General features: G+C 73.0%; 17 protein-coding genes. 4 read left to right on the top strand and 13 right to left on the bottom strand.

The window, feature by feature from the left end:
- Positions 1–213 precede the first annotated feature (213 nt).
- The 3 genes from ACICHK_RS29235 to ACICHK_RS29225 form a co-directional block, all read right to left on the bottom strand.
- Positions 214–1,053 (bottom strand): GNAT family N-acetyltransferase, encoded by an 840-nt coding sequence (locus ACICHK_RS29235; RefSeq protein WP_406839187.1) that lies wholly within the window; start codon positions 1,051–1,053, stop codon positions 214–216.
- 93 nt (positions 1,054–1,146) lie between these two features.
- Positions 1,147–3,147 (bottom strand): IucA/IucC family protein, encoded by a 2,001-nt coding sequence (locus ACICHK_RS29230; RefSeq protein WP_406839186.1) that lies wholly within the window; start codon positions 3,145–3,147, stop codon positions 1,147–1,149.
- 249 nt (positions 3,148–3,396) lie between these two features.
- The gene (locus tag ACICHK_RS29225) at positions 3,397–4,863 is read right to left on the bottom strand and encodes a diaminobutyrate--2-oxoglutarate transaminase family protein (protein ID WP_406839185.1); all 1,467 of its coding nucleotides are present in this window, start codon (positions 4,861–4,863) and stop codon (positions 3,397–3,399) included.
- A gap of 336 nt (positions 4,864–5,199) precedes the next feature.
- Here ACICHK_RS29225 and ACICHK_RS29220 point away from each other — a divergent pair, with 336 nt between their 5' ends.
- Complete coding sequence (locus ACICHK_RS29220; RefSeq protein WP_406839184.1) at positions 5,200–6,429, top strand: trypsin-like serine peptidase; 1,230 nt, start codon at positions 5,200–5,202, stop codon at positions 6,427–6,429.
- Positions 6,430–6,550: 121 nt separating this feature from the next.
- Positions 6,551–7,735, top strand: a complete 1,185-nt coding sequence (locus ACICHK_RS29215) for a trypsin-like serine peptidase (RefSeq protein WP_406839183.1) — start codon at positions 6,551–6,553, stop codon at positions 7,733–7,735.
- A 98-nt stretch (positions 7,736–7,833) separates the two neighbouring features.
- On the opposite strand, the gene hflX is transcribed toward ACICHK_RS29215, so the two are convergent.
- The 6 genes from hflX to miaA all read right to left on the bottom strand — a co-directional run bounded on the left by hflX (position 7,834) and on the right by miaA (position 16,387).
- A complete protein-coding gene (gene hflX / locus ACICHK_RS29210; RefSeq protein ID WP_406839182.1) occupies positions 7,834–9,330 on the bottom strand; it encodes a GTPase HflX in 1,497 nt (498 codons plus the stop codon).
- Between the two features lie 210 nt (positions 9,331–9,540).
- Positions 9,541–11,037, bottom strand: a complete 1,497-nt coding sequence (locus ACICHK_RS29205; RefSeq protein WP_406839181.1) for a M1 family metallopeptidase — start codon at positions 11,035–11,037, stop codon at positions 9,541–9,543.
- Between the two features lie 334 nt (positions 11,038–11,371).
- A complete protein-coding gene (locus tag ACICHK_RS29200) occupies positions 11,372–13,567 on the bottom strand; it encodes a RelA/SpoT family protein (protein ID WP_406839180.1) in 2,196 nt (731 codons plus the stop codon).
- Between the two features lie 312 nt (positions 13,568–13,879).
- Positions 13,880–14,749: a diaminopimelate epimerase gene (gene dapF, locus ACICHK_RS29195; RefSeq protein WP_406839179.1), complete on the bottom strand. Its 870-nt coding sequence runs from the start codon at positions 14,747–14,749 to the stop codon at positions 13,880–13,882.
- A 52-nt stretch (positions 14,750–14,801) separates the two neighbouring features.
- Entirely contained in the window at positions 14,802–15,341 is a 540-nt protein-coding gene (locus ACICHK_RS29190; RefSeq protein WP_151468830.1) for a hypothetical protein, read from the bottom strand.
- Between the two features lie 107 nt (positions 15,342–15,448).
- The gene (miaA, locus tag ACICHK_RS29185) at positions 15,449–16,387 is read right to left on the bottom strand and encodes a tRNA (adenosine(37)-N6)-dimethylallyltransferase MiaA (protein ID WP_406839178.1); all 939 of its coding nucleotides are present in this window, start codon (positions 16,385–16,387) and stop codon (positions 15,449–15,451) included.
- A 164-nt stretch (positions 16,388–16,551) separates the two neighbouring features.
- Here miaA and ACICHK_RS29180 point away from each other — a divergent pair, with 164 nt between their 5' ends.
- The gene (locus ACICHK_RS29180) at positions 16,552–16,815 is read left to right on the top strand and encodes an antitoxin (RefSeq protein WP_151468775.1); all 264 of its coding nucleotides are present in this window, start codon (positions 16,552–16,554) and stop codon (positions 16,813–16,815) included.
- A 213-nt stretch (positions 16,816–17,028) separates the two neighbouring features.
- On the opposite strand, the gene ACICHK_RS29175 is transcribed toward ACICHK_RS29180, so the two are convergent.
- The 4 genes from ACICHK_RS29175 to ACICHK_RS29160 form a co-directional block, all read right to left on the bottom strand.
- Positions 17,029–17,775, bottom strand: a complete 747-nt coding sequence (locus ACICHK_RS29175) for a class III extradiol dioxygenase subunit B-like domain-containing protein (RefSeq protein WP_406839177.1) — start codon at positions 17,773–17,775, stop codon at positions 17,029–17,031.
- A gap of 660 nt (positions 17,776–18,435) precedes the next feature.
- Complete coding sequence (gene miaB / locus ACICHK_RS29170; protein WP_406839176.1) at positions 18,436–19,962, bottom strand: tRNA (N6-isopentenyl adenosine(37)-C2)-methylthiotransferase MiaB; 1,527 nt, start codon at positions 19,960–19,962, stop codon at positions 18,436–18,438.
- A gap of 157 nt (positions 19,963–20,119) precedes the next feature.
- Positions 20,120–20,998 (bottom strand): alpha/beta fold hydrolase, encoded by an 879-nt coding sequence (locus ACICHK_RS29165; RefSeq protein WP_406839175.1) that lies wholly within the window; start codon positions 20,996–20,998, stop codon positions 20,120–20,122.
- A 107-nt stretch (positions 20,999–21,105) separates the two neighbouring features.
- The gene (locus ACICHK_RS29160) at positions 21,106–21,567 is read right to left on the bottom strand and encodes a MazG nucleotide pyrophosphohydrolase domain-containing protein (protein ID WP_406839174.1); all 462 of its coding nucleotides are present in this window, start codon (positions 21,565–21,567) and stop codon (positions 21,106–21,108) included.
- A gap of 83 nt (positions 21,568–21,650) precedes the next feature.
- On the opposite strand from ACICHK_RS29160, the gene ACICHK_RS29155 reads away from it, so the two are divergent.
- Complete coding sequence (locus ACICHK_RS29155) at positions 21,651–22,649, top strand: TAXI family TRAP transporter solute-binding subunit (protein WP_406839173.1); 999 nt, start codon at positions 21,651–21,653, stop codon at positions 22,647–22,649.
- The last annotated feature ends 6 nt before the right edge of the window (positions 22,650–22,655 follow it).

Raw genomic sequence — 22,655 nt, 5'->3', positions numbered from 1 at the left:
GACGGCACGCGGGCGGGCCGGACGGTCGCGGCGGCCGTCCGGGCACGGCGGGCCGCGGTCCGGTCCCGGTCGCGCGGTCCTCGTACGGGACGTGCGGGACGTGCGGGACCGGTGTCTCCCGGGTGTCCGGGCTGTCGGACGGGTGGGGCACCAAGACTCCTCGGCGGGGGACCTGATCGGGGGCGATCGACCGGTGGATCACGGGTGACGGCCCTACAACAGCTCGCGCAGGGCCCGGTCCCGGATCATGAGGGCCGCCCGTTTGCCGGGCAGGTCGACCTCGGCGGCGAACCGGAAACCGGCGCTCAGGAAGGCGGACACGGAGGGGGTGTTGCGCAGATCGGGTTCCGCGACGACACGGGCGCACGAAGGACGCTCGTCCAGCACCTGGTCGGCGACGGCTCTGAGCAGGGTCGAGCCGAGGCCTCGCCCGCGGTCGGCGACACCTCCGATGAGGAGGTGGACCCCGGTGTCGTGGGGCCGGGCGGGGTAATGGCGCGCCAGGGGGTCGAGATCCGCCCGGTAGATCTCCCAGTAGCTCATCGGGGTGCCGTCCAGCACCCCGACGCACGGAACGCTGCGTCCGTCGCCGTCAAGCTGCCGGAGCAGGTGTTCCTCGACCACGGACGCGGGTCCCGCCAGCTCCCAGAACTCCGCGACGGCGGGGTCGTTCATCCAGCGGTGGACGAGGGGGAGGTCGTGGCCGGGGTGCACGGGAGCGAGGAGGAGAACGCCCGCGGGTGTCTTGACCGGCCCCCAGTCGCCGACGCGGTCGAGCAGATCGTCCCCGGCCCGGGTTCCGCCGAAAGACCTGTCCGAAGTCCGTTCCGCGGTCCCGTTCCCCGGTCCCTCCCCGGTCCGGTGCCGAGCCTCGGTGTCCCCTGTGAACAGCGCGATCAACTCGTCGGAGAGGCGCAGGTCGAGCGTGTCCTCGCCGTCCGTTCCGGCGCTCGGGTCGAGGCCGGTGACAGCGCGGGGTCCGGGCCCGGCCCCCCGGTCGGTTCGGGTGGCGCGGGCGGTGCCGGCGTCGGTGCTCTCATCGGTGGGAGGCACGACGACGCTCCTCTCGGGAGACGGGACGGGGCAGGCTTCTCAGGAATGAAGGGGCCCTCAGGAATGAAGGGGCCCTCAGGAATGAAGGAACCCTCAGGAGTGGAGGGGGTTGGAGATGGTGGCGTAGACGGACTGGGTGTCGACGGGACCGACGAGTTCGTCGAGGCCCTGCAGCCGGGTGAGCAGGTTGGCCTTGCAGCGCAGGACGGGTGAGTCGAGCAGCAGGGCGGGCAGCGGCGTCCGCAGCCGGTCCGGGCCGGTGGCGACGCCGCTGAGGAAGCGCCGGAACGCGGCGAGCAGCAGGCCTTCGTCGGCGAGCCGCTGGGAACCGAACGCCCCGATGAGGCCGAACACGTTGTTGATGCCGAGGTAGTAGGCGAAGCGTTCGTCGGTGACCTCGTCGGGGACGAAGGTGTCGCTGTGCGTCCCGATGCCGGGCAGCCGGCCGTCGAGTTCCGCGCGCCGGGACTCGCGGAAGTAGTAGCCCTGGTTGTCCCGGTAGCGGCCGCCCGCGGGCCAGCCTTCGGCGTCCAGCAGGAGCAGGGTGTTCTGCTGGTGCGCCTCCAGGGCGATGCCCGCCTCGCCATCCAGCCAGAGCACGGGGCGTACGACCTGTTCGAGGTAGCGCAGGAACCACTCGGCGGCGACGGCGCCGCGCGGGCGGCCGGTCCGGCTCGCGAGCCCGGTGACGATCTCGGTGAGCCGGGAGCTCATGAAGGGGCCGCGCTCGGCCGGGTTGTGCGTGCCCAGGCGGGCGTACGGCCTGGGCGAGACCAGTCCCGCGACACAGCCGACGTCGTCCGTCGGTCCGAACGGGTTGTGGCGGATCACCACGTCGAGGCCGGGAACCGGGTCGCCGTCCGGGCCGTCGACGGCGAGCCAGGACGGGTCGCGGACGATGTCGAAGCCGGGGTGGACGGACTGCCACTGTTCGAACAGGCCTCCGCGCAGCAGGCGGTGGACCTCCGCGCCGCGGTGGAGTTCCTTGCGCAGGTTCTCCCGGCGGGAGTTGGTGATGCGCAGTCCCAGCGACAGTTTCAGCATCGCGGGGGCGTCGGAGCGGTAGACGGTGCGGACGGAGGAGGTGGGGTGCCATGGGGTGCCCTGCGGGCCGAGGTCCTGGAGCAGTCCGGCGTCCAGCAGGGTCGCGGTTTCGGGGCGGTGCCGGACCTCGCGCATCTGCCAGGGGTGCAGGGGCAGTACGGCGGCGCAGCCGTCGGGGAGGGACAGGCCGGGTCCGGCCAGCCGCATGGTCAGCTGCTCCGCCGGCACGGGGCGGCCGCGTTCCGTCCACGCCGAGTCGGATGCCAGTACCGAGGGGGCGACCGCCATCCAGTGCAGGGGGAAGGAGCCGCGCAACTCGGGTGAGTAGAGCCTGCCTTCCGCGTCGGAGAGGCCCTCGCGCCCCTTCGGTGTCGGATGCAGGGGGTGGCCGAGGAGGAGTGCCTGTTCGGCGGCGAGGAAGTGGTCGGCCGGGTCGGCGGGGTGCTCCCTGCGGTCCCTGATGAACACGGCGGTGCGCCGGACCGAGTCGGCGACGCGGCCGACGAGGTCGGCGCCTTCACCGGCCGGGCTGTCCGGGCACCGGGGTCCGGGTCCGACCGGCGCGCCGGTCGGCTCGTCGGGGGGCGCCGGGTGACTCGTGTCCGCGGCGGGGGTCGTCTGCCGCGCGAGCAGGGCCGCCACCGTCACCGCGTCGGCGGGCGGTGCCTGTTCGGGAGCGCCGGCGAGAAGGGGGAGCCCGAAGCGGTGCCAGCCGGAGGGGGACCAGTGGTGGACGGGGACGAGCAGGGCCGTGCCGCTGGCCGGCAGCTCGATGCGAAGGGTGCCGTCGTGGGGGGCGGCCAGGTCGTTCTCCCGCACCCAGCAGCGCAGCAGGTTCTCGACCGCCGCCGCCTGCGCCGCCGTCCGGGTGTCGGGGTGATCCAGCAGATCGAGCAGGTCGACGGTGGTCCCGCCCGGCCGTCCGGGCGCCCGGGCCGCCTCCTTCTGCCGGGGAACGGACTCCGGTCCGGGCGGGTGCGGGGCCGGTGTGCCGGGGACCGCCCGCTCGTACGGGGAGGGAGGGCTGTCGGGTGCGGGGGTGGCGTTCACGAGGAGTTCCTTGCGGGTCGTTCGGGCTCGTGCGGGGAGGGGCCGGGGCGGGACCGGGGTGTGTCGGGCTCTCGGCGTTCCCGGCCGGTTGCTGCGGAGGGGAGGCCGAAGGGGACCGCGGGGGCGACGGGGGCGGTCCGGGACGGGCCGGCCGCCGACCGGTGCCCGCCGGGTCCACGGCCTTCGCGGGCGGGGGTTCCGGCGCGTCCCGTCCGCGTGCGTACGCCCCGTGCCGAAGCGGCCGGACCGTCACCGGGGACCGTCGGCACCCTGTTCCCCGTCCCTCCCGGGTCGCCGGTCCCCCCGTGCCGTCGCACTCACCGCGCTCACCGCGTCCGCGAGCCGGTCGAGCACGGCGGACGTCTGTTCGTCGCTGATCGTCAGCGGGGGAAGGAGCCGTACGACGCTCGACCGGCGGCCCCCGAGTTCCACGATCAGGCCCCGGCGCAGGCACTCCCGCTGGACGGCGGCGGCGAGTTCGGGGGCGGCGGGGCGGGGGCCGTCCGGGTCGGGGTGCGGCGGCCCCTCGGGGTCGACGAGTTCGAGGCCGATCATCAGGCCGCGGCCGCGTACGTCACCGACGCAGTCGAACTCCGTGGCGAGCGGGCGCAGTCGGTCCAGCATGCGGGCCCCGAGGGCCGCCGCGCGTTCGGCGAGGCCGTGCTCGCGGACGTACGCCAAGGTGGCCGTGCCGGCGGCCATGGCCAGTTGGTTGCCGCGGAACGTGCCCGCGTGGGCGCCGGGCTGCCAGACGTCGAGGTCGTCGCGGTAGACGACGACGGCCAGCGGCAGACTGCCGCCGATGGCCTTGGACAGCACCATCACGTCCGGGGTGATCCCGCTGTGTTCCACCGCCCAGAAGGCGCCGGTCCGGCCCACACCCGTCTGGACCTCGTCCACGATCAGCGGGATGGACCGGGCGCGCGTGATCTCGCGCATCCGCCGTGTCCACGTGTCCGGCGCGGGAATGACCCCGCCCTCGCCCTGGACGGGTTCGAGGATCATCCCGGCGGGGAGCGGCACGCCCGACTTGGTGTCGTCGAGGAGGGACTCCGTCCAGCGCGCGGCGAGTTCGGCGCCGCGGTCGCCGCCGATGCCGAACGGGCAGCGGTAGTCCTGCGGATAGGGCAGGCGCGCGACGCGTACGTCGGTCGCGCCGCCGGACGCTTCGAGCGCCCCCGCGGTCATCCCGTGGTAGGCGCCGGTGAACGCGAGCATGCCGCTGCGGCCGGTGGCCGCGCGCACCAGTTTGAACGCGGCCTCCACGGCGTCCGTCCCGGCCGGTCCGCAGAACTGGACCCGCGCGCGCTCGGCGAACCGCGGGGGGAGCGTGCGGAACAGCTCGGTGGTGAAGGCGTCCTTGACCGGTGTCGCGAGGTCCAGGACGTGCAGGGGCGCCCCGGAGTCGAGGACCTTCCTGACCGCCTCCAGGACGACGGGGTGGTTGTGCCCGAGGGCCAGGGTCCCGGCTCCGGAGAGGCAGTCGAGGTAGCGGCGCCCGTCGGCCCCCTCGATCGTCAGCCCGCGGGCCCGCACGGGAACGATCGGAAGGGCGCGCGCGTAGGTGCGTGCCGCGGATTCGCGCGCCGACTGGCGCCGCAGGATGCCCTCGTGCGCCGCACGCGCCCGCTCGGCCGCTCCGGAGCCGGTGTCCCGTACCCCCTCGGATTCCCCTGGTGTCCCCACCGGCACCACCGCTGACTCGGTCACGGCCACGACTTCAGGTCCTCCCGCTGTCCAGAGGCGAGTTGGCAGGAGGGTCCGGACGCAGGCGGCAGGCCCCCCGTACGTACCAACGACGTCACCGGCGTTGGGAAGCGGGTGAATCCGGGGTTCCTTACCGGTTCTTTGCCGGGAGGGCCGGCGGCCCCCGGTGGCCGGCCGTCGGAGAACAGCGCGTCAGGGGGCGCGGCCCCGTAGCTGAACCGTTGCCGTACCGTCGGATGTCCCGCACAGCGAACGCCTAGTCTGTGATGCCGTTCGGCCGTGCCGGACGAACCGCTCAGGTGCCCGCAGCCGCACAGTTCCCACACCCTCAGGGGGAGTTACACCATGCGATCCATACGCCCGCCCTTCGCCGCTCGCCGAGGCGGGAGCGCGCGCCGCAGAACGTCCCCCGTCCTGGCCGCCGTCGGTCTCGCCGCGACCCTGGCGCTGACGGCCACCGCCTGCGGTTCGGGGAGCGACACGGCGAGCGGTGAGCCGACGGCCTCCGCGTCCCAGGCCGGTGACGGGAAGATCCAGATCCCGGACGACATCAAGAACAAGCTCAAAGAGCACGGCATCGACGTCGACAAGTGGAAGGACGGCGCCTGGAAGAACTGGGACAAGGACGAGTGGCTGCGCCAGGCCGACGACTTCATCAACCCGATCATCAAGGGCCTCTGGAACCCGGACCGCATGCGCGATGCCGAGGACCCGGACAAGAACAAGGGCGTCGACGACAACGACCTCACCGGTGACCAGGGCGTCACCGACCCGGAACCGGCCCCGGTGACGGCGCAGGCCGTGAAGACGTCGTACCACGCCAGCGTGCCCGTGGCGGGCAAGGTGTTCTTCGACGCCCCCGAGGGCACGATGGTCTGCTCGGCGACGGTGGTCGAGGACCCGGCGCACCCGGGCAAGTCCAACCTGGTGTGGACCGCGGGCCACTGCGTGCACGCCGGCAAGAAGGGCGGCTGGTACCGCAACATCGCCTTCGTGCCCTCCTACAACGACCAGGGCAGGACCGAGGCGCAGCTGCAGAACGCCCCGCGCGAGGAGGTCGCCCCGTACGGAATCTGGTGGAGCGACTGGGCGCAGACCTCGGACCAGTGGATCGAGCAGGGCGGTTCCACGGGCGGCCAGGGGGCCTCGTACGACTACGCGGTGCTGCACGTGACGCCGGAGAAGGGCAGCGGCGGCAAGTCCCTGGAGGAGACGGTGGGTTCGGCGCTGCCGGTGGACTTCAACGCCCCGGCCGTGCCGAAGGTGTCGAGCATCACGGCCACCGGGTACCCGGCCGCGGCGCCGTTCGACGGCCAGAAGCTGTACCAGTGCACGGACAGGCCGGGACGGCTCTCGGTCGCGCAGGCCGACCCGACCATGTACCGCATCGGCTGCACGATGACCGGCGGTTCCTCGGGCGGCGGCTGGGTGGCCGCGGGCTCGGACGGCAAGCCGGCCCTGGTGTCCAACACCTCGATCGGCCCGGTCAAGTTCGGCTGGCTGGCGGGTCCGCGGCTGGGCGACGTGGCCAAGGGCGTGTACGACTCGGTGAGCAAGAAGTTCGCCGGACAGTGACACCCACGACGTGACAAAGTAGGACGGACGGGCGCGGGGGGTGCCGGTCCGGTGGGATTCCCAGGGAGCGGCCCGCGCCCGGTCGGCACGGCAGCAGAGAACGACCGGGGGGTACGAACCCATGCGATTCCCAGGACCGCGTCGTACGGTCCTCGCCGCCACCGGCCTCATGGCCGCCCTGGCACTCACCGCGACCGCCTGCGACTCCGGTGACGACCGGGCGGACGGCGGGCCCACCGCCTCCGCGTCGCGGGGGTCCGTGAGCGGCGACGACAAGATCGAGATTCCGGACGGCATCAAGGACAGGCTCAAAGAGCACGGCATCGACGTCGACAAGTGGAAGGACGGCGCCTGGAAGAACTGGGACAAGGACCAGTGGCTCGGTGAGGCCGAGGACTTCGTCAACCCGGTGATCGCCGGGCTGTGGAAGCCCGAGCGGATGAGGTCCGCCCAGGACCCGGCCAAGACGATCTCCGCGCAGGACGCGGCGGCGGACCAGGGCGTCAGCGACCCGGAGCCGGCCCCGGTGACGGCGCAGGCCGAGCGGACCCCGTACCACGACCACGCCGCGCCGGTCGGGAAGGTCTTCTTCGACTCCCCCGAGGGATCGATGGTCTGCTCGGGCACGGTCGTCAAGGACGTGAACCACCCCGGCAGGTCCAACCTGGTGTGGACCGCGGGCCACTGCGTGCACGCCGGGAAGAAGGGCGGCTGGTACCGCAACATCGCCTTCGTGCCCTCCTACAACGACCGGGGCAGGTCGGAGGCGCAGCTCGCCGGTGCCACCGCCCCGGAGGTCGCGCCGTACGGCCAGTGGTGGGCGGACTGGGCCTCGACCTCCGACGAGTGGATCTCCGGCGGCGACGAGACGGGCGGTGCGGGTGCCCCGTACGACTACGCCGTGCTGCACGTGAAGCCGGAGCAGGGCACGAAGTCGCTGGAGGAGACCGTCGGCGACGCGCTGGACGTGGACTTCTCCGCTCCGTCCGCCCAGGACGCCGGGCCGATGGGCGCCTGGGGCTACCCGGCCGCGCCGCCGTACGACGGGCTGAGCATGTTCAAGTGCGTCGACAGGCCGGGGCGCCTCTCGCTGAGCCCGGCCATGCCCACGATGTACCGCATCGGCTGCACCATGACCGGCGGTTCCTCCGGCGGCGGCTGGTTCCGGGTCGTCGGCGGCAGGACCGAGCTCGTCTCGAACACCTCGATCGGCCCGGCCGCCCACACCTGGCTGGCGGGACCGCAGCTGGGCGAGGGGGCCCGGGCGCTCTACGAGCGGATGAGCCGGGAGTACGGCGGCCGGTAGGCGAACCCCACGCGCACGGGTAAGGCCCGCCCCCTTTCGAGGGGGCGGGCCTTACCCGTGTCCGGAGCGATCGCTCGCCGGGTGCCGGTCCGGTCGCGCTACCGCAGCGCCGGTGCCGCGACGTACGGAGCGAGGTCCGCCGCCAGCTCCTCGTGTACCCGCACCTTGAGCAGGGTGCCCTCCTCGGTGTGCTCCTCGGAGATCACCTCGCCCTCGGTGTGGGCGCGGGCGACCAGCTTGCCGTGCGTGTACGGAACGAGCGCCTCGACCTCGACCGAGGGGCGGGGTAGCTCGTTGTCGATCAGCGCGAGCAGTTCGTCGATGCCCTGGCCCGTGCGCGCCGAGACCGCGATGGAGCGCTTCTCGATGCGCAGCAGACGCTGGAGCACCAGCGGGTCGGCCGCGTCCGCCTTGTTGATGACCACGATCTCGGGCACCTTGGTCGCGCCGACGTCGGTGATGACCTCGCGCACCGCGGCCAGCTGCTCCTCCGGCGCCGGGTGCGAACCGTCCACGACGTGCAGGATCAGGTCGGAGTCGCCGACCTCCTCCATGGTGGAGCGGAACGCCTCGACCAGGTGGTGCGGCAGGTGGCGGACGAATCCGACCGTGTCGGCCAGGGTGTACAGCCGTCCGCTCGGGGTCTCGGCCCGGCGCACGGTCGGGTCGAGGGTCGCGAACAGCGCGTTCTCGACGAGGACGCCCGCGCCCGTGAGACGGTTGAGCAGGGAGGACTTGCCGGCGTTGGTGTACCCGGCGATGGCGACCGAGGGCACCTTGTTGCGGCGGCGCTCCTGGCGCTTGATCTCGCGGCCGGTCTTCATCTCCGCGATCTCCCGGCGCATCTTCGCCATCTTCTCGCGGATACGGCGCCGGTCCGTCTCGATCTTGGTCTCACCGGGACCACGGGTGGCGAGGCCGCCGCCCTTGCCGCCGCCCATCTGGCGGGACAGCGACTGACCCCAGCCGCGGAGCCTCGGCAGCATGTACTGCATCTGCGCGAGCGCGACCTGTGCCTTGCCCTCCCGGGACTTGGCGTGCTGGGCGAAGATGTCGAGGATCAGGGCCGTACGGTCGATGACCTTGACCTTGACGACGTCCTCGAGGTGGATCAGCTGGCCGGGGCTCAGCTCACCGTCACAGATCACGGTGTCGGCGCCGGTCTCGATCACGATGTCCCGGAGTTCGTTGGCCTTGCCGGAACCGATGTACGTGGCCGCGTCGGGCTTGTCACGGCGCTGGACGACGCCGTCGAGCACGAGCGCTCCCGCGGTCTCCGCGAGCGCGGCCAGCTCGGCCAGCGAGTTGTCCGCGTCCTGGATGGTCCCCGAGGTCCAGACACCGACGAGGACGACGCGCTCCAGACGGAGCTGTCGGTACTCGACCTCGGTGACGTCCTCGAGCTCGGTGGAGAGGCCCGCCACACGGCGCAGGGCCGCGCGCTCGGAGCGTTCGAACTGCTCGCCGTCCCGGTCTCCGTCGATCTCGTGGCTCCAGGCGACGTCCTCTTCCATCAGGGCATCGGCCCGAAGACCTTCGGGGTAGTTCTGCGCGGAAGTCTGCGCGTCCTGGGAAGGGGAAGAAGAGGAGGTCATTGGATCCTTACGTAGATGACGAAAGCCGCGGGCCGACGGATACCGCCCGCCACAGGGAACAACGTCCGGGGCCGCCGGGAGATTCCCGGTCCCGGCCGGGCCGGTCCTCCGAAGGGGGCCGCGCCGCCGGCTCGAAGATGGTCGCACGGCACGGCCCGGCTCGTCACGCGACTTATCGTGACCCGGCGGGCACCCGCGGGTGCCGCGTCCTCACGTCTTCCTGCCCGCCTTCGGGGCGTCGCTCCTCCAGTCCGGGTGCCCCGGCATCGGCGGTGTCTTCTCCCCGTACAGCCACGCCTCGAAGAAACCGCTCAGATCGCGTGCGGCGACGGCGGAGGCGAGGTCCGTGAAGTCGGCCGTCGAGGCCGCGCCGTCACGGTTGACGCTCACCCACGTCCGCTCCAGCCGCTCGAACGCCGGGCGTCCGATCTCCTGGCGCAGCGCGTACAGGACCAGGGCCGCGCCGTCGTAGACGTTCGGCCGGAAGATGCTGATCTTCTGGCCCGGCTTCGGCCCCTTGGGCCTGGCGGGCGGCCCGCCGGCGGCGCGCCAGGAGTCGGACAGCCGGTAGGCGGCCTTCATCCGCTTCTCCATGGGCTGGTGCGCCTTCTCCTCGGCGTACAGGGCTTCGTACCAGGTGGCGTGCCCTTCGTTGAGCCACACGTCGGACCAGGTGCGGGGGGCGACGCTGTTGCCGAACCACTGGTGCGACAGCTCGTGCACCATGATCGAGTCGACGTACCACTTCGGGTAGACGGACTGGGTGAAGAGCTCCTTCTCGAAGAGCGAGAGCGTCTGCGTCTCCAGCTCGAAGCCGGTCTGCGCCTGGGCCATCAGCAGCCCGTAGGTCTCGAAGGGGTACCGCCCGACCTTGCTCTCCATCCAGGCGATCTGGCCGGGGGTCTTGCGCAGCCACGGTTCGAGCGCCGCGCGGTCGGCACGGGGGACCACGTCCCGCACGGGCAGTCCGTGCGGCCCCCGCCGGTGCAGCACGGCGGAGCGGCCGATGGACACCTGGGTGAGCTCGGTGGCCATGGGGTGCCCGGTCCGGTACGTCCAGGTCGTGGTCCCGCGGGCCCGGCGGGTGCCCTCGGGCAGACCGTTGGCGACGACCGTGTACGCGTCGGGGGCCGTCACGTGGATGGTGAACAGGGCCTTGTCGGAGGGGTGGTCGTTGCACGGGTAGACCAGGTGCGCGGCGTCGGCCTGGGCGGCCATCGCGAGCCCGTCCTTCGTCCGCACCCAGCCGCCGTCCTGGCCCTTGGCGCTCACCGGGTCGCTGGTGTGACGCACGGTGATGCGCAGCGGGCTCCCGGCGGGCAGCGGTTCGTCCGGCGTCACCACCAGGTCCTCGCCGGCCCGGGTGAAGCGGGCGGGGGCTCCGTCGACCTCGACCGACCGGACGCTGCCGTGCGCGAAGTCGAGGTTGACGCGGTCGAGCGTCTCGGTGGTCACGGCGTCGATCGTGGTGACGGCCGTGAGCGGCTTGTCGTTGCTGCCGGGGTAGGTGAAGCGGAGGTCGTACGACTCGACGTCGTACCCGGGGTTGCCGAGGGTGGGGAAGAGGCGGTCGCCGACTCCCAGGGGCACGGCCGGGTCCGGGGCGCTCGCGGCGATCAGGCAGACGGATACGGCCGAGGCGAGCAGGGCCGCCGTGACGCGGCGGCTCCTCGGGCGTGCGGGCGTGGGGATGACGTTGAGCAGCATGGACCACGGCTACCAGCGCGCACCGGTCACGCGCCGCCGACTCGCACCCGGCCCACCCGAACGAGTAGATACCGGAACTCGTTGGGGGCAGCGCACGGCTGCCTGATCCGGGCGCGTGCCCGGTCCGACGGGTCACCCTCACCCGGCACACCGGCCGACCGCCGGTCCTCGGGCCTCCGCCCCATGGTCCGCGGCCCGTCATCGACCGGCCGGTGTCCCCTCACGCGATCCGCCGTACGGTCACGGGATCCTGAGCCTCCGTCACACGAACTGCCGACCGGCCAGGCCCCTGAGCTCCCGTCACACGAACCACTGACCGGTGCCGTCTCCCGTTCTAACGGTCCGCGGGCGCCGGATGCTGGGGGCGGCTCACGTCGTACACGCCGGGCACGTTGCGCATCGCGCGCATCAGGCCGGGGAGGTGGGCCGCGTCCGGGAGTTGGAGCGTGTAGGTGTGGCGCACGCGCTGCTGGCTCGGGGGTTCGACCGTCGCGGAGACGATGGCGACCCCCTCCGCCGCGATGGCTTCGGTGAGGTCGGCGAGCAGATGCGGGCGTCCGAACGACTCGGCGACCAGGGTGACACGGCACTCGGCGGTGTCCCCCCAGCGCACTTCCACCTCCGGGCGCCCCGCGCTCTTCATGCGCGCCGCGCCCGCGCACTCGACACGGTGCACGGTGACCACTCCCCCGCGGACGGCGAAGCCGGTCACCTCGTCGGGCGGTACGGGCGTACAGCAGCCGGCCATGCGTACGGAAGCGCCGGGCGGGTCGGCGACGGCGCTCGCGGGGCGGGCGGCCTGCGTCTCGGCGGGGCGGGCCGGGGTCGCGACGGGCGGCCGGGGGCCGGCGGCGGAGGCCTTGGACGCCTCCTCGTCGCCGGGTGCGGGATGCGTCGCCATCCAGCGCTGGATGGCGATCCGCGCGGCGGGCGTGTGCGCGTGCTCCAGCCACTGTCTGGACGGCTCGGAGGCGGGGTCCTGGCCCATGAGCAGCTGGACGGTGTCACCGTCCTTCAGGACCGTGCTCAGCGTCGCCAGGCGGCCGTTGACGCGGGCGCCGATGCAGGCGTGCGCGTCCTCACCGTACTGCGCGTACGCCGCGTCGACGCAACTGGCGCCCTCCGGAAGGCCGAGCGAGCCCCCGTCGGCGCGGAAGACGGTGATCTCGCGGTCCTGGGCGAGGTCCTCGCGCAGCGTCGACCAGAACGTGTCCGGGTCCGGGGCGCCCTGCTGCCAGTCCAGCAGCCGGGAGAGCCAGCCGGGGCGGGTGGGGTCGGCACGCTCGCCGTCGAAGGGACGGTCGCCTCCGCCGTCCGGCTGTTCCTCTGCCGGCGGTGCGTAGGGATTGCCGAGCGCGATGACCCCGGCCTCGGCGACCTTGTGCATCTGGTGGGTGCGGATGAGGACTTCGGCGACCTGGCCGTCGCCACGGGTGACGGCCGTGTGCAGCGACTGGTACAGGTTGAACTTGGGGACGGCGATGAAGTCCTTGAACTCCGAGACCACCGGGGTGAGACAGGTGTGCAGTTCGCCGAGGACCCCGTAGCAGTCGGCGTCCTCGTTGACGAGCACCAGGAGACGTCCGAAGTCGGCGCCGCGCAGGGGGCCGCGCTTGCGCGACACCCGGTGCACGGAGACGAAGTGCCTCGGCCTTATGAGGACTTCGGCCTGGATCCCGGCGTCGCGCAGGACCGCGCGCACCTCCTCGGCGATCTCCGCGAGGGGGTCGTCGTCGCGGCCCGCGTTCTCGGCGATGAGCTCCCGGGTGCGCACGTATTCCTCGGGGTGCAGGATCGCGAAGACGAGGTCTTCCAGCTCGGTCTTGAGCGCCTGCACACCCAGACGTTCGGCGAGCGGGATCAGCACGTCCCTGGTCACTTTGGCGATGCGCGCCTGTTTCTCGGGGCGCATGACACCGAGGGTCCGCATGTTGTGCAGCCGGTCCGCGAGTTTGATCGACATGACCCGGACGTCGTTGCCCGTCGCGACCAGCATCTTGCGGAAGGTCTCCGGTTCGGCGGCGGCGCCGTAGTCGACCTTCTCCAGCTTGGTGACGCCGTCGACCAGGTAGCAGACCTCGTCGCCGAACTCCTCGCGCACCTGATCGAGCGTCACCTCCGTGTCCTCGACGGTGTCGTGGAGCAGGGAGGCGGTCAACGTCGTGGTTTCGGCGCCGAGTTCGGCGAGGATCAGGGTCACGGCGAGCGGGTGGGTGATGTACGGCTCCCCGCTCTTGCGCATCTGTCCGCGGTGCGAGGACTCCGCGAGCACGTACGCCCGGCGCAGGGGTTCCAGTTTGGCGTCGGGATGGTGGGCGCGGTGGGCCTCGGCCACGTGCCCGATCGCGTCCGGCAGCCGGTCGCGGGTCGCGGGCCCGAGCAGCGCGGCCCGCCCCAGCCGGCGCAGGTCGATCCGGGGCCGCGCCTTCCTGCGGTACGCCGGGGCAGCCTCCGGCTCCAGCGACGCCGAGCGCTGGGTGGCGGGCGTCGCGGGGCCTGGCGTCGCGGGATTCGTCGCCTCCGCACTCATGGGCACCTCCGGCTGCGTAAGACCGGCGGACGGGTGCCCCATGGCGTACTCGGCTCAGGGGATGGTGTCGGTCCCCCGTCCGGGCCGGTGCTTGATGCTACCGAGCCCATCACGCCCGGCCGACCGCCTCTCGCCGAGCGTGAAACGGATCACCCATTCGAGCGACGGTTTCGGGGTTTACGGTTTCGATTTTCTGGAAGGGCGACAAGGACGTACGACGTCCTTCCTCCGCGGCGCGACGGCGTCGGACCGGCGTGCCGCGCGGCACCGCGACGGGCCGGGCCCGCCGGTGCCGCCGCGCGGCCGCGTGGCTCAGCCCAGCGCGCCGTCCAGCCACTCCGCGTCGATCTCGCCCTCGGCGACGATCACGGCGGGACCCGTCATCTCGATCTCGCCGTCCGCGCGTTCGGTGATGACCAGGCGTCCGCCGGGCACGTCGACGGTGTACGTCACCGGGGTGCCGGTCACCGTGGGGTCGGCGCCGTCGCGGCGGGCCGCGGCGACGGCCACGGCGCACGCGCCCGTACCGCAGGAACGGGTCTCGCCGGAGCCGCGCTCGTGGACCCGCAGGGCGACGTGACGCGGCCCCCGGTCGACCACGAACTCGACGTTGACCCCGTCCGGGTAAGCCGACGCCGGAGCGAACGGCGGCGGCGTGAACAGATCGCCGGCGTGCGCGAGGTCGTCCACGAAGGCGACGGCGTGCGGGTTGCCCATGTTCACGTTGCGCGCGGGCCAGCTGCGATCGCCGACGCTCACCGTGACCTCTCCTTCGGGCAGGCGGGCCTTGCCCATGCCGACGGTGACGTCCCCGTCCTTGGCGATGTGCACGGGCTTCACCCCGCCGCGCGTGGCGACCGTGATGTCGCCCTCGGCCACGTGTCCGGCGCGGTGGAGGTAGTGGGCGAACACGCGCACTCCGTTGCCGCACATCTCGGCGACCGAACCGTCGGCGTTGCGGTAGTCCATGAACCACTCCGCCTCGGCCGCCATCTCCCCGGCCTCGGGGTGCGCGGCGGACCGCACGACGTGCAGCAGGCCGTCGCCGCCGATGCCCGCGCGGCGGTCGCACAGGGCGGCGACGGCGGCGGGAGGAAGGTCGATGACGTTCTCCGGGTCCGGGACGATCACGAAGTCGTTCTCGGTCCCGTGACCCTTGAGGAAGGCGATCCGCGTGCTCATTCCTCGATCGTACGGGGTCCCCGCGGCCGTCCGGCCGACGCGGGTCGCGGGGTCAGCGCAGCCGGGCCACGCGTCCGACGGCGAGCACGGCCACCGCGGCGACGATCACGACGTACGCGAGGACCACCCGCCAGTCGGGGCGGCGGCCGGAGCCGCGCGGCGGGAAGCCGGGCAGGGTGTAGCCGACCCGGCGGGCGGCCATCATGCCCCAGCCCGCAGCGCACAGGCAGATCAGCAGCCCGAGCATGGCGACCACGGCACCGCCGTCCCCGAACTCGAAGGCGAGCGGGAAGGCGAACATCAGGGAGCCCGTCGCGGCCAGCGCCACGATGGGCGCGAGCTGCCAGATGCGCAGCAGCCGCTGCGGGCGCAGCTCGACCTCGACCTCCGGCTCCGGGGACATCTCGCCGGGGCCGGGGCCGTCGGCGATCACCCCGCCGGGGGTGTCCTCGGGGCCGTCGGAGCTCAGTCGCTCTCCGCCCAGCTCCGGCTCGACGCCGGGATCGGCGTCCGGATCGATGCTCAGACGAACTCCGTCCCGATCAGCACCGTACTCAGTGCCTCGTGCAGTGTCGCGAGGGCCGGCCTCCATCGCCACGCGCCCTCCCAACTCGGACTTCACTGGTCGATCGAAGCTTGATGATGGCACGGCGCCGGAGGCCCGGATGACAGCCGGAGCGTCCCGATGCCATGACGTGATCAGGCTGTGACCGGTCGTTCGACCAACGCCAGTGCGAGTCCCGTGAGTTCCCCGAGATCCGCCGCGGCCCCACTGAGCCAATGCACCCTGGGGTCGCGTCGGAACCATGAATCCTGGCGGCGCGCGAAGCGCTTGGTGGCGCGAACGGTCTCGGCGCGGGCCTCGTCCTCGGTGCACTCCCCGGCGAGCGCCGCGAGGACCTGCTGGTATCCGAGCGCGCGGGAGGCGGTGCGCCCGGCGCGCAGGCCTCGCGCCTCCAGCGCCCGCACTTCGTCCACGAGCCCGGCCTCCCACATCCGGTCCACCCGGCGCGCGATGCGCTCGTCGAGCTCGGGGCGCGCCACGTCGACACCGATCTGGAGGGTGTCGTAGACGGAGTCGTGGCCGGGCAGATTGGCGGTGAAGGGTTTGCCGGTGATCTCGATGACCTCGAGGGCGCGGACGATGCGGCGGCCGTTGCTGGGCAGGATCGCCCGGGCGGCCCCGGGGTCGGCCATGGCCAGCCGGGCGTGCAGGGCTCCGGATCCGCGCAGGGTGAGCTCCTCCTCCAGACGGGCGCGCACGGCGGGGTCGGTGCCGGGGAACTCCATCTTGTCGACGGCCCCGCGGACGTACAGTCCGGAGCCGCCCACCAGGATCGGCCAGCGCCCCTCGGCGAGCAGCGCGTCGATCCGGGCGCGGGCGAGCCGCTGGTACTCGGCGACGCTGGCGGTGACCGTCACGTCCCAGATGTCCAGGAGGTGGTGCGGGACGCCGCCGCGCTCGGCGGGCGTCAGCTTGGCGGTGCCGATGTCCATCCCGCGGTACAGCTGCATCGAGTCGGCGTTGATGACCTCGCCGCCGAGGCGTCCGGCGAGGAAAACGCCCAGATCGGACTTTCCTGCCGCGGTCGGTCCGACGACTGCGATGACCCGGGGTGCGGGAGGTGCGCTGCTCACGGTCCCAGTCTCGCAAACCCCGGAGCCTCCCCCGCAACGAGCCGACGCGGGGCGGCGCCGGGCGACGCGGAACTCCGTCCCCACGAGTAACGTAAGGATCGGATACGGGCGTTTCGCCCGGAAAGGTCTCCCGTACGCAACCGCCCCGCGAGGGAAGGCGAACCATGGGTCTGATGGACGAGCTGAAAGCCAAACTGGGGCCCGCCAAGGACAAGGTCTCCGGGCTCGCGCAGCAACACGGGCACAAGGTCACCCACGGCCTCGACAAGGCCGCGAAGGTGGTCGACGACAAGACCAAGCACAAGTACAGCGACAAGATCCACACGGGCACGGGCAAGGCCAAGCACGCCATGGACCGCCTCGCGCACAAGGACGGCGGCAAGGACACGAGCCCGCCGGACACCGCGGCCCCGCCTCCGGCGTCCTGAACGGCCCGCGCGTCGGCGGACGGCCGCGAAGGGCCCGGGGCTCTTCCGGCCGTCCGCCGCGTCGGGCGGGTGCGGCGGACGGGGTCGGCGGGACTGACGGTGCGTCGGCCCGTGCGCGCACGGGCGCGTACGTACGCGGGAGGCCTCCGGTGCGCCCCGGCCGCGCGGCACACCCGTACGGACCGGGGCCCCGCCCCTTTCCGGACGCGGCTCCTACGACCAGGCCGCCACCAGGTATCCCACCCCGTAGGGAGCGTCGTCGTAGAGCAGGGCGCCGCCGAGACCCGCGCCCTCCGCCGCGCCCGCGAGGACCTGCCAGGGGGCGCGCCCCGCGGCCTTCAGCTCGTACGCCAGAGAGGTGTCCAGCGTCTTGAGGGCCTCGACGTCGGCCGCCGCGAGCGCCCGCGCGACCTCCGCGTCGAAATCCTGCGCGCGCTCGTCGAGATAGCCCGGTGCCTTGAGGGTCCTGCACGCGCTGGCGTCACCCATCACCAGCAGGGCCACCCGCCCGGCGCGCCCGCCGATCTGCCGGCCGGTCTGGACGCAGCGCTCGGCCTCCAGGGGTTCCCCGACCCCGAGCCCCTCCACCGGGGCGTCGGACCAGCCGGTGCGCTCCAACAGCCAGGCGGCGACGGCGAGGGAGGACGGCAGCTCACGTTCCGGGGACGCGGGACCGGCACCCGTCCCGGGGGCCGTTCCCTGCGTGTCGGGGCGGCCGAGGCGCACGTCGAGGTCGACCCCGAAACCGCCGAAGGAGCCCCGGGCGCCCTCCGGATGGGGACCGCGGCCGCTCTTCTCGGCCGGACCGACGACCACCAGCAGGTCGGGACGGGAGGCGGCGAGCACGCCGAGCGCGTCCGTGCACGCGGCGCGCGCGGCGTCCAGCTCGGGGGCGGCTCCGGCGGCGACCTCGGGAACGAACAGCGGAGGGCAGGGGCAGACTGCGGCGGCTACAAGCATGAGCCGCAGCGTAACGCCGTACCCGGCCGGGCCGCCCCGCCCCCGGTTCCCCGCGCCAGCCTCCGGCACGCCCTGGTGCCGTCACCTCCGGGGGTCTCCGGGACGCCCCGGCGCCATGCCCACGCCGGAACCGCTCCATGCGTCCGCCAGGTCCACCGCGGTGCGGTGTGGTTCGGTGCGGTGCGTCCGTCGGCGACCCGTCCGCCCGTGCCGGCCAGTCAGGTGCCCGGACATCCGGACCGACCCCGCCGGAGCCTGCGTGGGCGACCGCCCCGGTCCACCACAGTGCGGTGCGTCCGTCGGCGACCCGTCCGCCCGTGCCGGTCAGTCAGGTGCCCGGGCGTCCGGACGGTCAGTCAGGTGCCCGGACATCCGGACCGACCCCGCCGGAGCCTGCGTGGGCGACCGCCCCGGTCCACTGCGGTGCGGTGCGTCCGTCGGCGGCCCGCCCGCCCGTGCCGGTCAGCCCAGCGCCCGGGCGTCCGGACGGTCAGTCAGGTGTCCGGACATCCGGACCGGTCCGGCTGGGGGCCTGTGTGTGCGGCCGTTCCGGTCCGGTCGGAGCCCGCGTGTGCGGCCGCCCGGCCGTCGCGTCGGCGTGGGCCGGTCGGCGTGCCCGGGTGGGCACGCCGGTCTCCGCGTCGGTCCCGGTCCGCCGGGTCAGTCGCAGCCGCAGCCGCTGCCCGTGGCGACCGGGAGCGGCGCCGGGGCGCCGATCTTCGGCAGGCCCAGCATGACGCCGGCCGGCTTGGCGGCCTCGGCGGCGTTGCGCTTCTCCCAGGCGTCCCCCGCGCGCGTGCGGCGCACCTCCAGGACGGCGCCCTCGGCGAGCAGGTGGTGCGGGGCGGCGTACGTGATCTCGACGGTGACCACGTCACCGGGGCGGACCTCTTCGTCGGGCTTGGTGAAATGGACCAGCCGGTTGTCGGGGGCGCGGCCCGACAGACGGTGGGTGGCGCCGTCCTTGCGGCCCTCGCCCTCGGCGACCATCAGCTCCAGGACCCGGCCGACCTGCTTCTTGTTCTCGTCCCAGGAGATCTCCTCCTGGAGGGCGACGAGACGCTCGTAGCGCGCCTGGACGACCTCCTTGGGGATCTGCCCCTCCATGGTGGCCGCCGGGGTGCCGGGGCGCTTGGAGTACTGGAAGGTGAAGGCCGCGGAGAAGCGGGCCTCGCGGACGGCGTGGAGGGTCTGCTCGAAGTCCTCCTCCGTCTCGCCGGGGAAGCCCACGATGATGTCGGTGGTGATCGCCGCGTGCGGGATGGCGGCCCGGACCTTCTCGATGATCCCGAGGAAGCGCTCCTGGCGGTACGAGCGGCGCATGGCCTTCAGAACGGTGTCCGAGCCGGACTGCATCGGCATGTGCAGCTGCGGCATCACGTTCGGCGTCTCCGCCATGGCGGCGATCACGTCGTCGGTGAAGTCGCGCGGGTGCGGCGAGGTGAAGCGCACGCGCTCCAGGCCCTCGATCTTCCCGCAGGCGCGCAGCAGCTTGCTGAAGGCCTCACGGTCGCCGATGTCGCTGCCGTACGCGTTGACGTTCTGGCCGAGGAGGGTGATCTCGGAGACGCCCTCGCCGACGAGTGCCTCGATCTCGGCCAGGATGTCGCCGGTCCTGCGGTCCTTCTCCTTGCCGCGCAGCGCCGGGACGATGCAGAAGGTGCAGGTGTTGTTGCAGCCGACGGAGATCGACACCCAGGCCGCGTACGCGCTCTCGCGGCGGGTCGGCAGCGTGGAGGGGAAGGCCTCCAGGGACTCGGCGATCTCGATCTGCGCCTCCTCCTGGACGCGGGCGCGCTCCAGGAGGACCGGCAGCTTGCCGATGTTGTGCGTGCCGAAGACGACGTCCACCCAGGGCGCCCGCTTCACGATGGTGTCGCGGTCCTTCTGGGCGAGGCAGCCGCCGACGGCGATCTGCATGCCGGGGCGCTTCGTCTTCATCGGGGCGAGGCGGCCGAGGTTGCCGTAGAGCTTGTTGTCGGCGTTCTCGCGCACGGCGCAGGTGTTGAAGACGACGACGTCCGCGTCCCCGTCCGCGCCCTCGGGCGCCCGCACGTAACCGGCGTCCTCCAGGAGCCCGGAGAGCCGTTCGGAGTCATGGACGTTCATCTGACACCCGTAGGTGCGTACCTCGTACGTCTTGGATTCCTGAACGTCCACTGCCTGACTCCGGTCGCCGCTGCTCATGTGACAAGGGTAGGCGGTGCCGGGAGTGCGTCCGGACGCCGGAGCCCCCGCCCCGGCGCCCGCCACGCGACGTACGGCCTCCGGCACCCGGCGTCCGGCCCGCGGCCTCCGGCGCCCCGGCACGCTCCCCGGCACCCGGCGTCCGGTCCGCGGCCGGTCAACCGCCCAGTGCGACGAACCGCTCGGCGACGGTCCTCGCGGCCGTTCCGAGCAGGATCGTGTAGTGGTTGCAGCCCTCGATCAGCTCGGCGGGAAGGCTCCCCGGCCCGCCGGTCCAGCGTTCCACGACGGGCGCCGGCAGCATCGGCGGTTCCTGGCCGAGCAGCCCGAGCGGCGCGTGCAGCAGCAGGGCCGGGACACCGAGCCCGGTGAGGCCGGCGGCGAACCGGTCGGCGGACGTCAGCAGGTCCCGCCCGTCGTGGCGCACGGCCTCCTCGCGCACCTTCGAACGCCGGGCACCCCGGGGCCCCGCGATGTCGTAGCGCACGTACGCCTCGATGTCCGCGTTCCAGTGCGGTCCGAGCGCCGGATGCTCGCGGAAGAAGTCGACGTAGGCCGCGTCGGTCTCGTACGTCCGGCCGAGGCGGGCCAGCGCCGGTCCGAGCGTGGTGTCCAGGACGGCGTCGAGGTCCGCGCCGGGCGGGACGGGCAGCGGCAGGCCGCCGTCGACGAGCAGCAGCCGGTCGAACAGCGCGGGCCGGCGCGCGGCGGCGATCAGCGCGACGTACGCGCCCATGGAGTGCCCGGTCAGGGCGACCGGCCGGCCCCCGCCCAGGTCCTGGGCCAGACGGCACAGGTCCGCGGCGTGCCGGCCGAGGCCGTACGGGCCGGGGGTGTCCGCGCTTCCGCCGCGCCCCCGCAGATCGGGCGCGAACAGGCTCCATTCGCCGGGGAGCCGGCGGGCCAGGGCGCGGAAGGACATCCCGGACCCGGTGATGCCGTGCGCCGCGAGAGCGGTCCGCGGCCCCCTGCCGAACCGCAGGACACGCAGGGTTCCGCCCTCGACGGGCAGATCGAGTACGGTCGGCTCGTCCATGCGCTCTCCTCGTCGTCGCTGGTTCTCCCGCGGTGGTGTGGGCCGTACGGCCCCCTCCGCCCCTCGGGGACTCCCCGGTTCCTACACCCTCGGCGACTCCCCGGGTCCTACGCCTCCGGCGCGCTCCACCCCTGCCGCCGCAGCACCTCCGACACGTCCGGTGCCCGGTAGTGCTCGCCCTTGAGTACCTTGCCGTCGGCCCTGCGGGCGACGTGCCCGTCGGGGCCGATCTTCGTCATGTTGGCCCGGTGGATCTCGGCGATCACCGCGTCGAGGTCGATCCCGTGGACGAGGGCCGTGCCGTACGCCACGTACACGACGTCGGCGAGCTCGTGCGCCAGCCGGTCGAGCGGACCGCCGACCGAGACCTCGGCGACCTCCGTGGCCTCCTCCGCCAGCAGTTCACCGCGGTGCGCGGCGAGCTGCGGGGAGACCTCGGTGGGGGTGCCGCGGACGTCAAGGCCGAAGGCGAGGTGGAACTCGCGGACCAGGGAGACCGGGGAACCGGAGGACACGGGGGACACCGGGGAGTCGGACGGCGGGACCTGTGACGGCGAGGACGGCTGCATCCGGCGAGCCTACCCATCCGCCGGAACCCGCTCCCGGGCCCGGCCCTGGTCAGAACCGGCCCCGGACTGGCAGGATCGCGCGCATGTTCCAGGCACTCCCCCGCATCGGCCGGCGACTCGCGCTGTCCGGCTCGGCGGCCGTCCTCGCGGTCGTCGGGCTGCTGCTGTGGTGGCTGCTGCCGCTGGGCGGGGAATCCCCGAGCGGGACGATCACCTTCAGCACGGGCACCCCGACCGGGGTCTACCAGATGTACGGCAAGCTCCTGCAGGGCGCCATCGCCAAGGACATGCCCGACCTGAACGTGGAACTGCAGGACAGCGACGGATCGCAGCAGAACATCAGCCGGGTGGCCACGGGCGAGGCGGACTTCACCATCGCGGCGGCCGACGCCGTGGAGACGTACGTCCTCCAGGACAAGCCGGGAGCGAAGCGGCTGCGCGGCTGCTCGCGGCTCTACGACGACTACGTGCACCTGGTGGTCCTGCGCTCCTCGCCCGTGCAGTCCGTGAAGAACCTGAAGGGCATGAGGGTCGCCGTGGGACCGGGCGGATCCGGGGTGCGGCTGATCGCGAACCATGTGCTCGAGGCGGCGGGTCTCGACCCCGGCAAGGACATCGAGCCGCTCGCCGTCGGCATCGCGGACATGCCCGAGCTGCTCGAACACCACAAGATCGACGCGTTCTTCTGGTCCGGCGGCCTGCCGACGAAGGCCGTCCAGGATCTCTCCAGGAACGACGCCATCCGGCTGGTGCCGATCGGCAGCGACCTCGTCGAGAACCTGCACCAGCAGGGCGGCGCCTCCCGGTACTACCGGTCGGCCGTGATGCCCGCCGACGCCTACCCCGAGGCGCAGCGCGGCTCCGCCGTGCAGACGCTGGCCGTGGCCAACTTCCTGGTCACCCGGGAGGACGCGGACGCGGACCTCACCGAGGAGCTCACCCGTACGGTGATCGCGAGCCGCGACCGCATCGGCTCGGTGGTGCACGCGGCCCAGCTGGTGGACCTGCGCACGGCGATCTACACCGACCCGCTGCCGCTGCACGAGGGCGCGCGCCGCTACTACCGGTCGATCAAGCCGTAGCGGTCC

Source organism: Streptomyces sp. AHU1, from assembly GCF_045343905.1.
In the GTDB taxonomy this organism is placed as follows: domain Bacteria; phylum Actinomycetota; class Actinomycetes; order Streptomycetales; family Streptomycetaceae; genus Streptomyces; species Streptomyces triticiradicis.
Note: the sequence above shows the minus strand (reverse complement) of the source record. Positions and strands in the feature narration are given on the sequence as shown.

Coding starts and splice junctions, on each gene's coding strand:
- ACICHK_RS29155 (WP_406839173.1), top strand. CDS start 21,651: ATGTTCCAGGCACTCCCCCGCATCGGCCGGCGACTCGCGCTGTCCGGC.
- dapF (WP_406839179.1), bottom strand. CDS start 14,749: ATGAGCACGCGGATCGCCTTCCTCAAGGGTCACGGGACCGAGAACGAC.
- miaB (WP_406839176.1), bottom strand. CDS start 19,962: ATGAGCAGCGGCGACCGGAGTCAGGCAGTGGACGTTCAGGAATCCAAG.
- ACICHK_RS29190 (WP_151468830.1), bottom strand. CDS start 15,341: ATGGAGGCCGGCCCTCGCGACACTGCACGAGGCACTGAGTACGGTGCT.
- hflX (WP_406839182.1), bottom strand. CDS start 9,330: ATGACCTCCTCTTCTTCCCCTTCCCAGGACGCGCAGACTTCCGCGCAG.
- ACICHK_RS29200 (WP_406839180.1), bottom strand. CDS start 13,567: ATGAGTGCGGAGGCGACGAATCCCGCGACGCCAGGCCCCGCGACGCCC.
- ACICHK_RS29165 (WP_406839175.1), bottom strand. CDS start 20,998: ATGGACGAGCCGACCGTACTCGATCTGCCCGTCGAGGGCGGAACCCTG.
- ACICHK_RS29160 (WP_406839174.1), bottom strand. CDS start 21,567: ATGCAGCCGTCCTCGCCGTCACAGGTCCCGCCGTCCGACTCCCCGGTG.
- ACICHK_RS29205 (WP_406839181.1), bottom strand. CDS start 11,037: ATGCTGCTCAACGTCATCCCCACGCCCGCACGCCCGAGGAGCCGCCGC.
- ACICHK_RS29175 (WP_406839177.1), bottom strand. CDS start 17,775: ATGCTTGTAGCCGCCGCAGTCTGCCCCTGCCCTCCGCTGTTCGTTCCC.
- ACICHK_RS29220 (WP_406839184.1), top strand. CDS start 5,200: ATGCGATCCATACGCCCGCCCTTCGCCGCTCGCCGAGGCGGGAGCGCG.
- ACICHK_RS29180 (WP_151468775.1), top strand. CDS start 16,552: ATGGGTCTGATGGACGAGCTGAAAGCCAAACTGGGGCCCGCCAAGGAC.
- ACICHK_RS29215 (WP_406839183.1), top strand. CDS start 6,551: ATGCGATTCCCAGGACCGCGTCGTACGGTCCTCGCCGCCACCGGCCTC.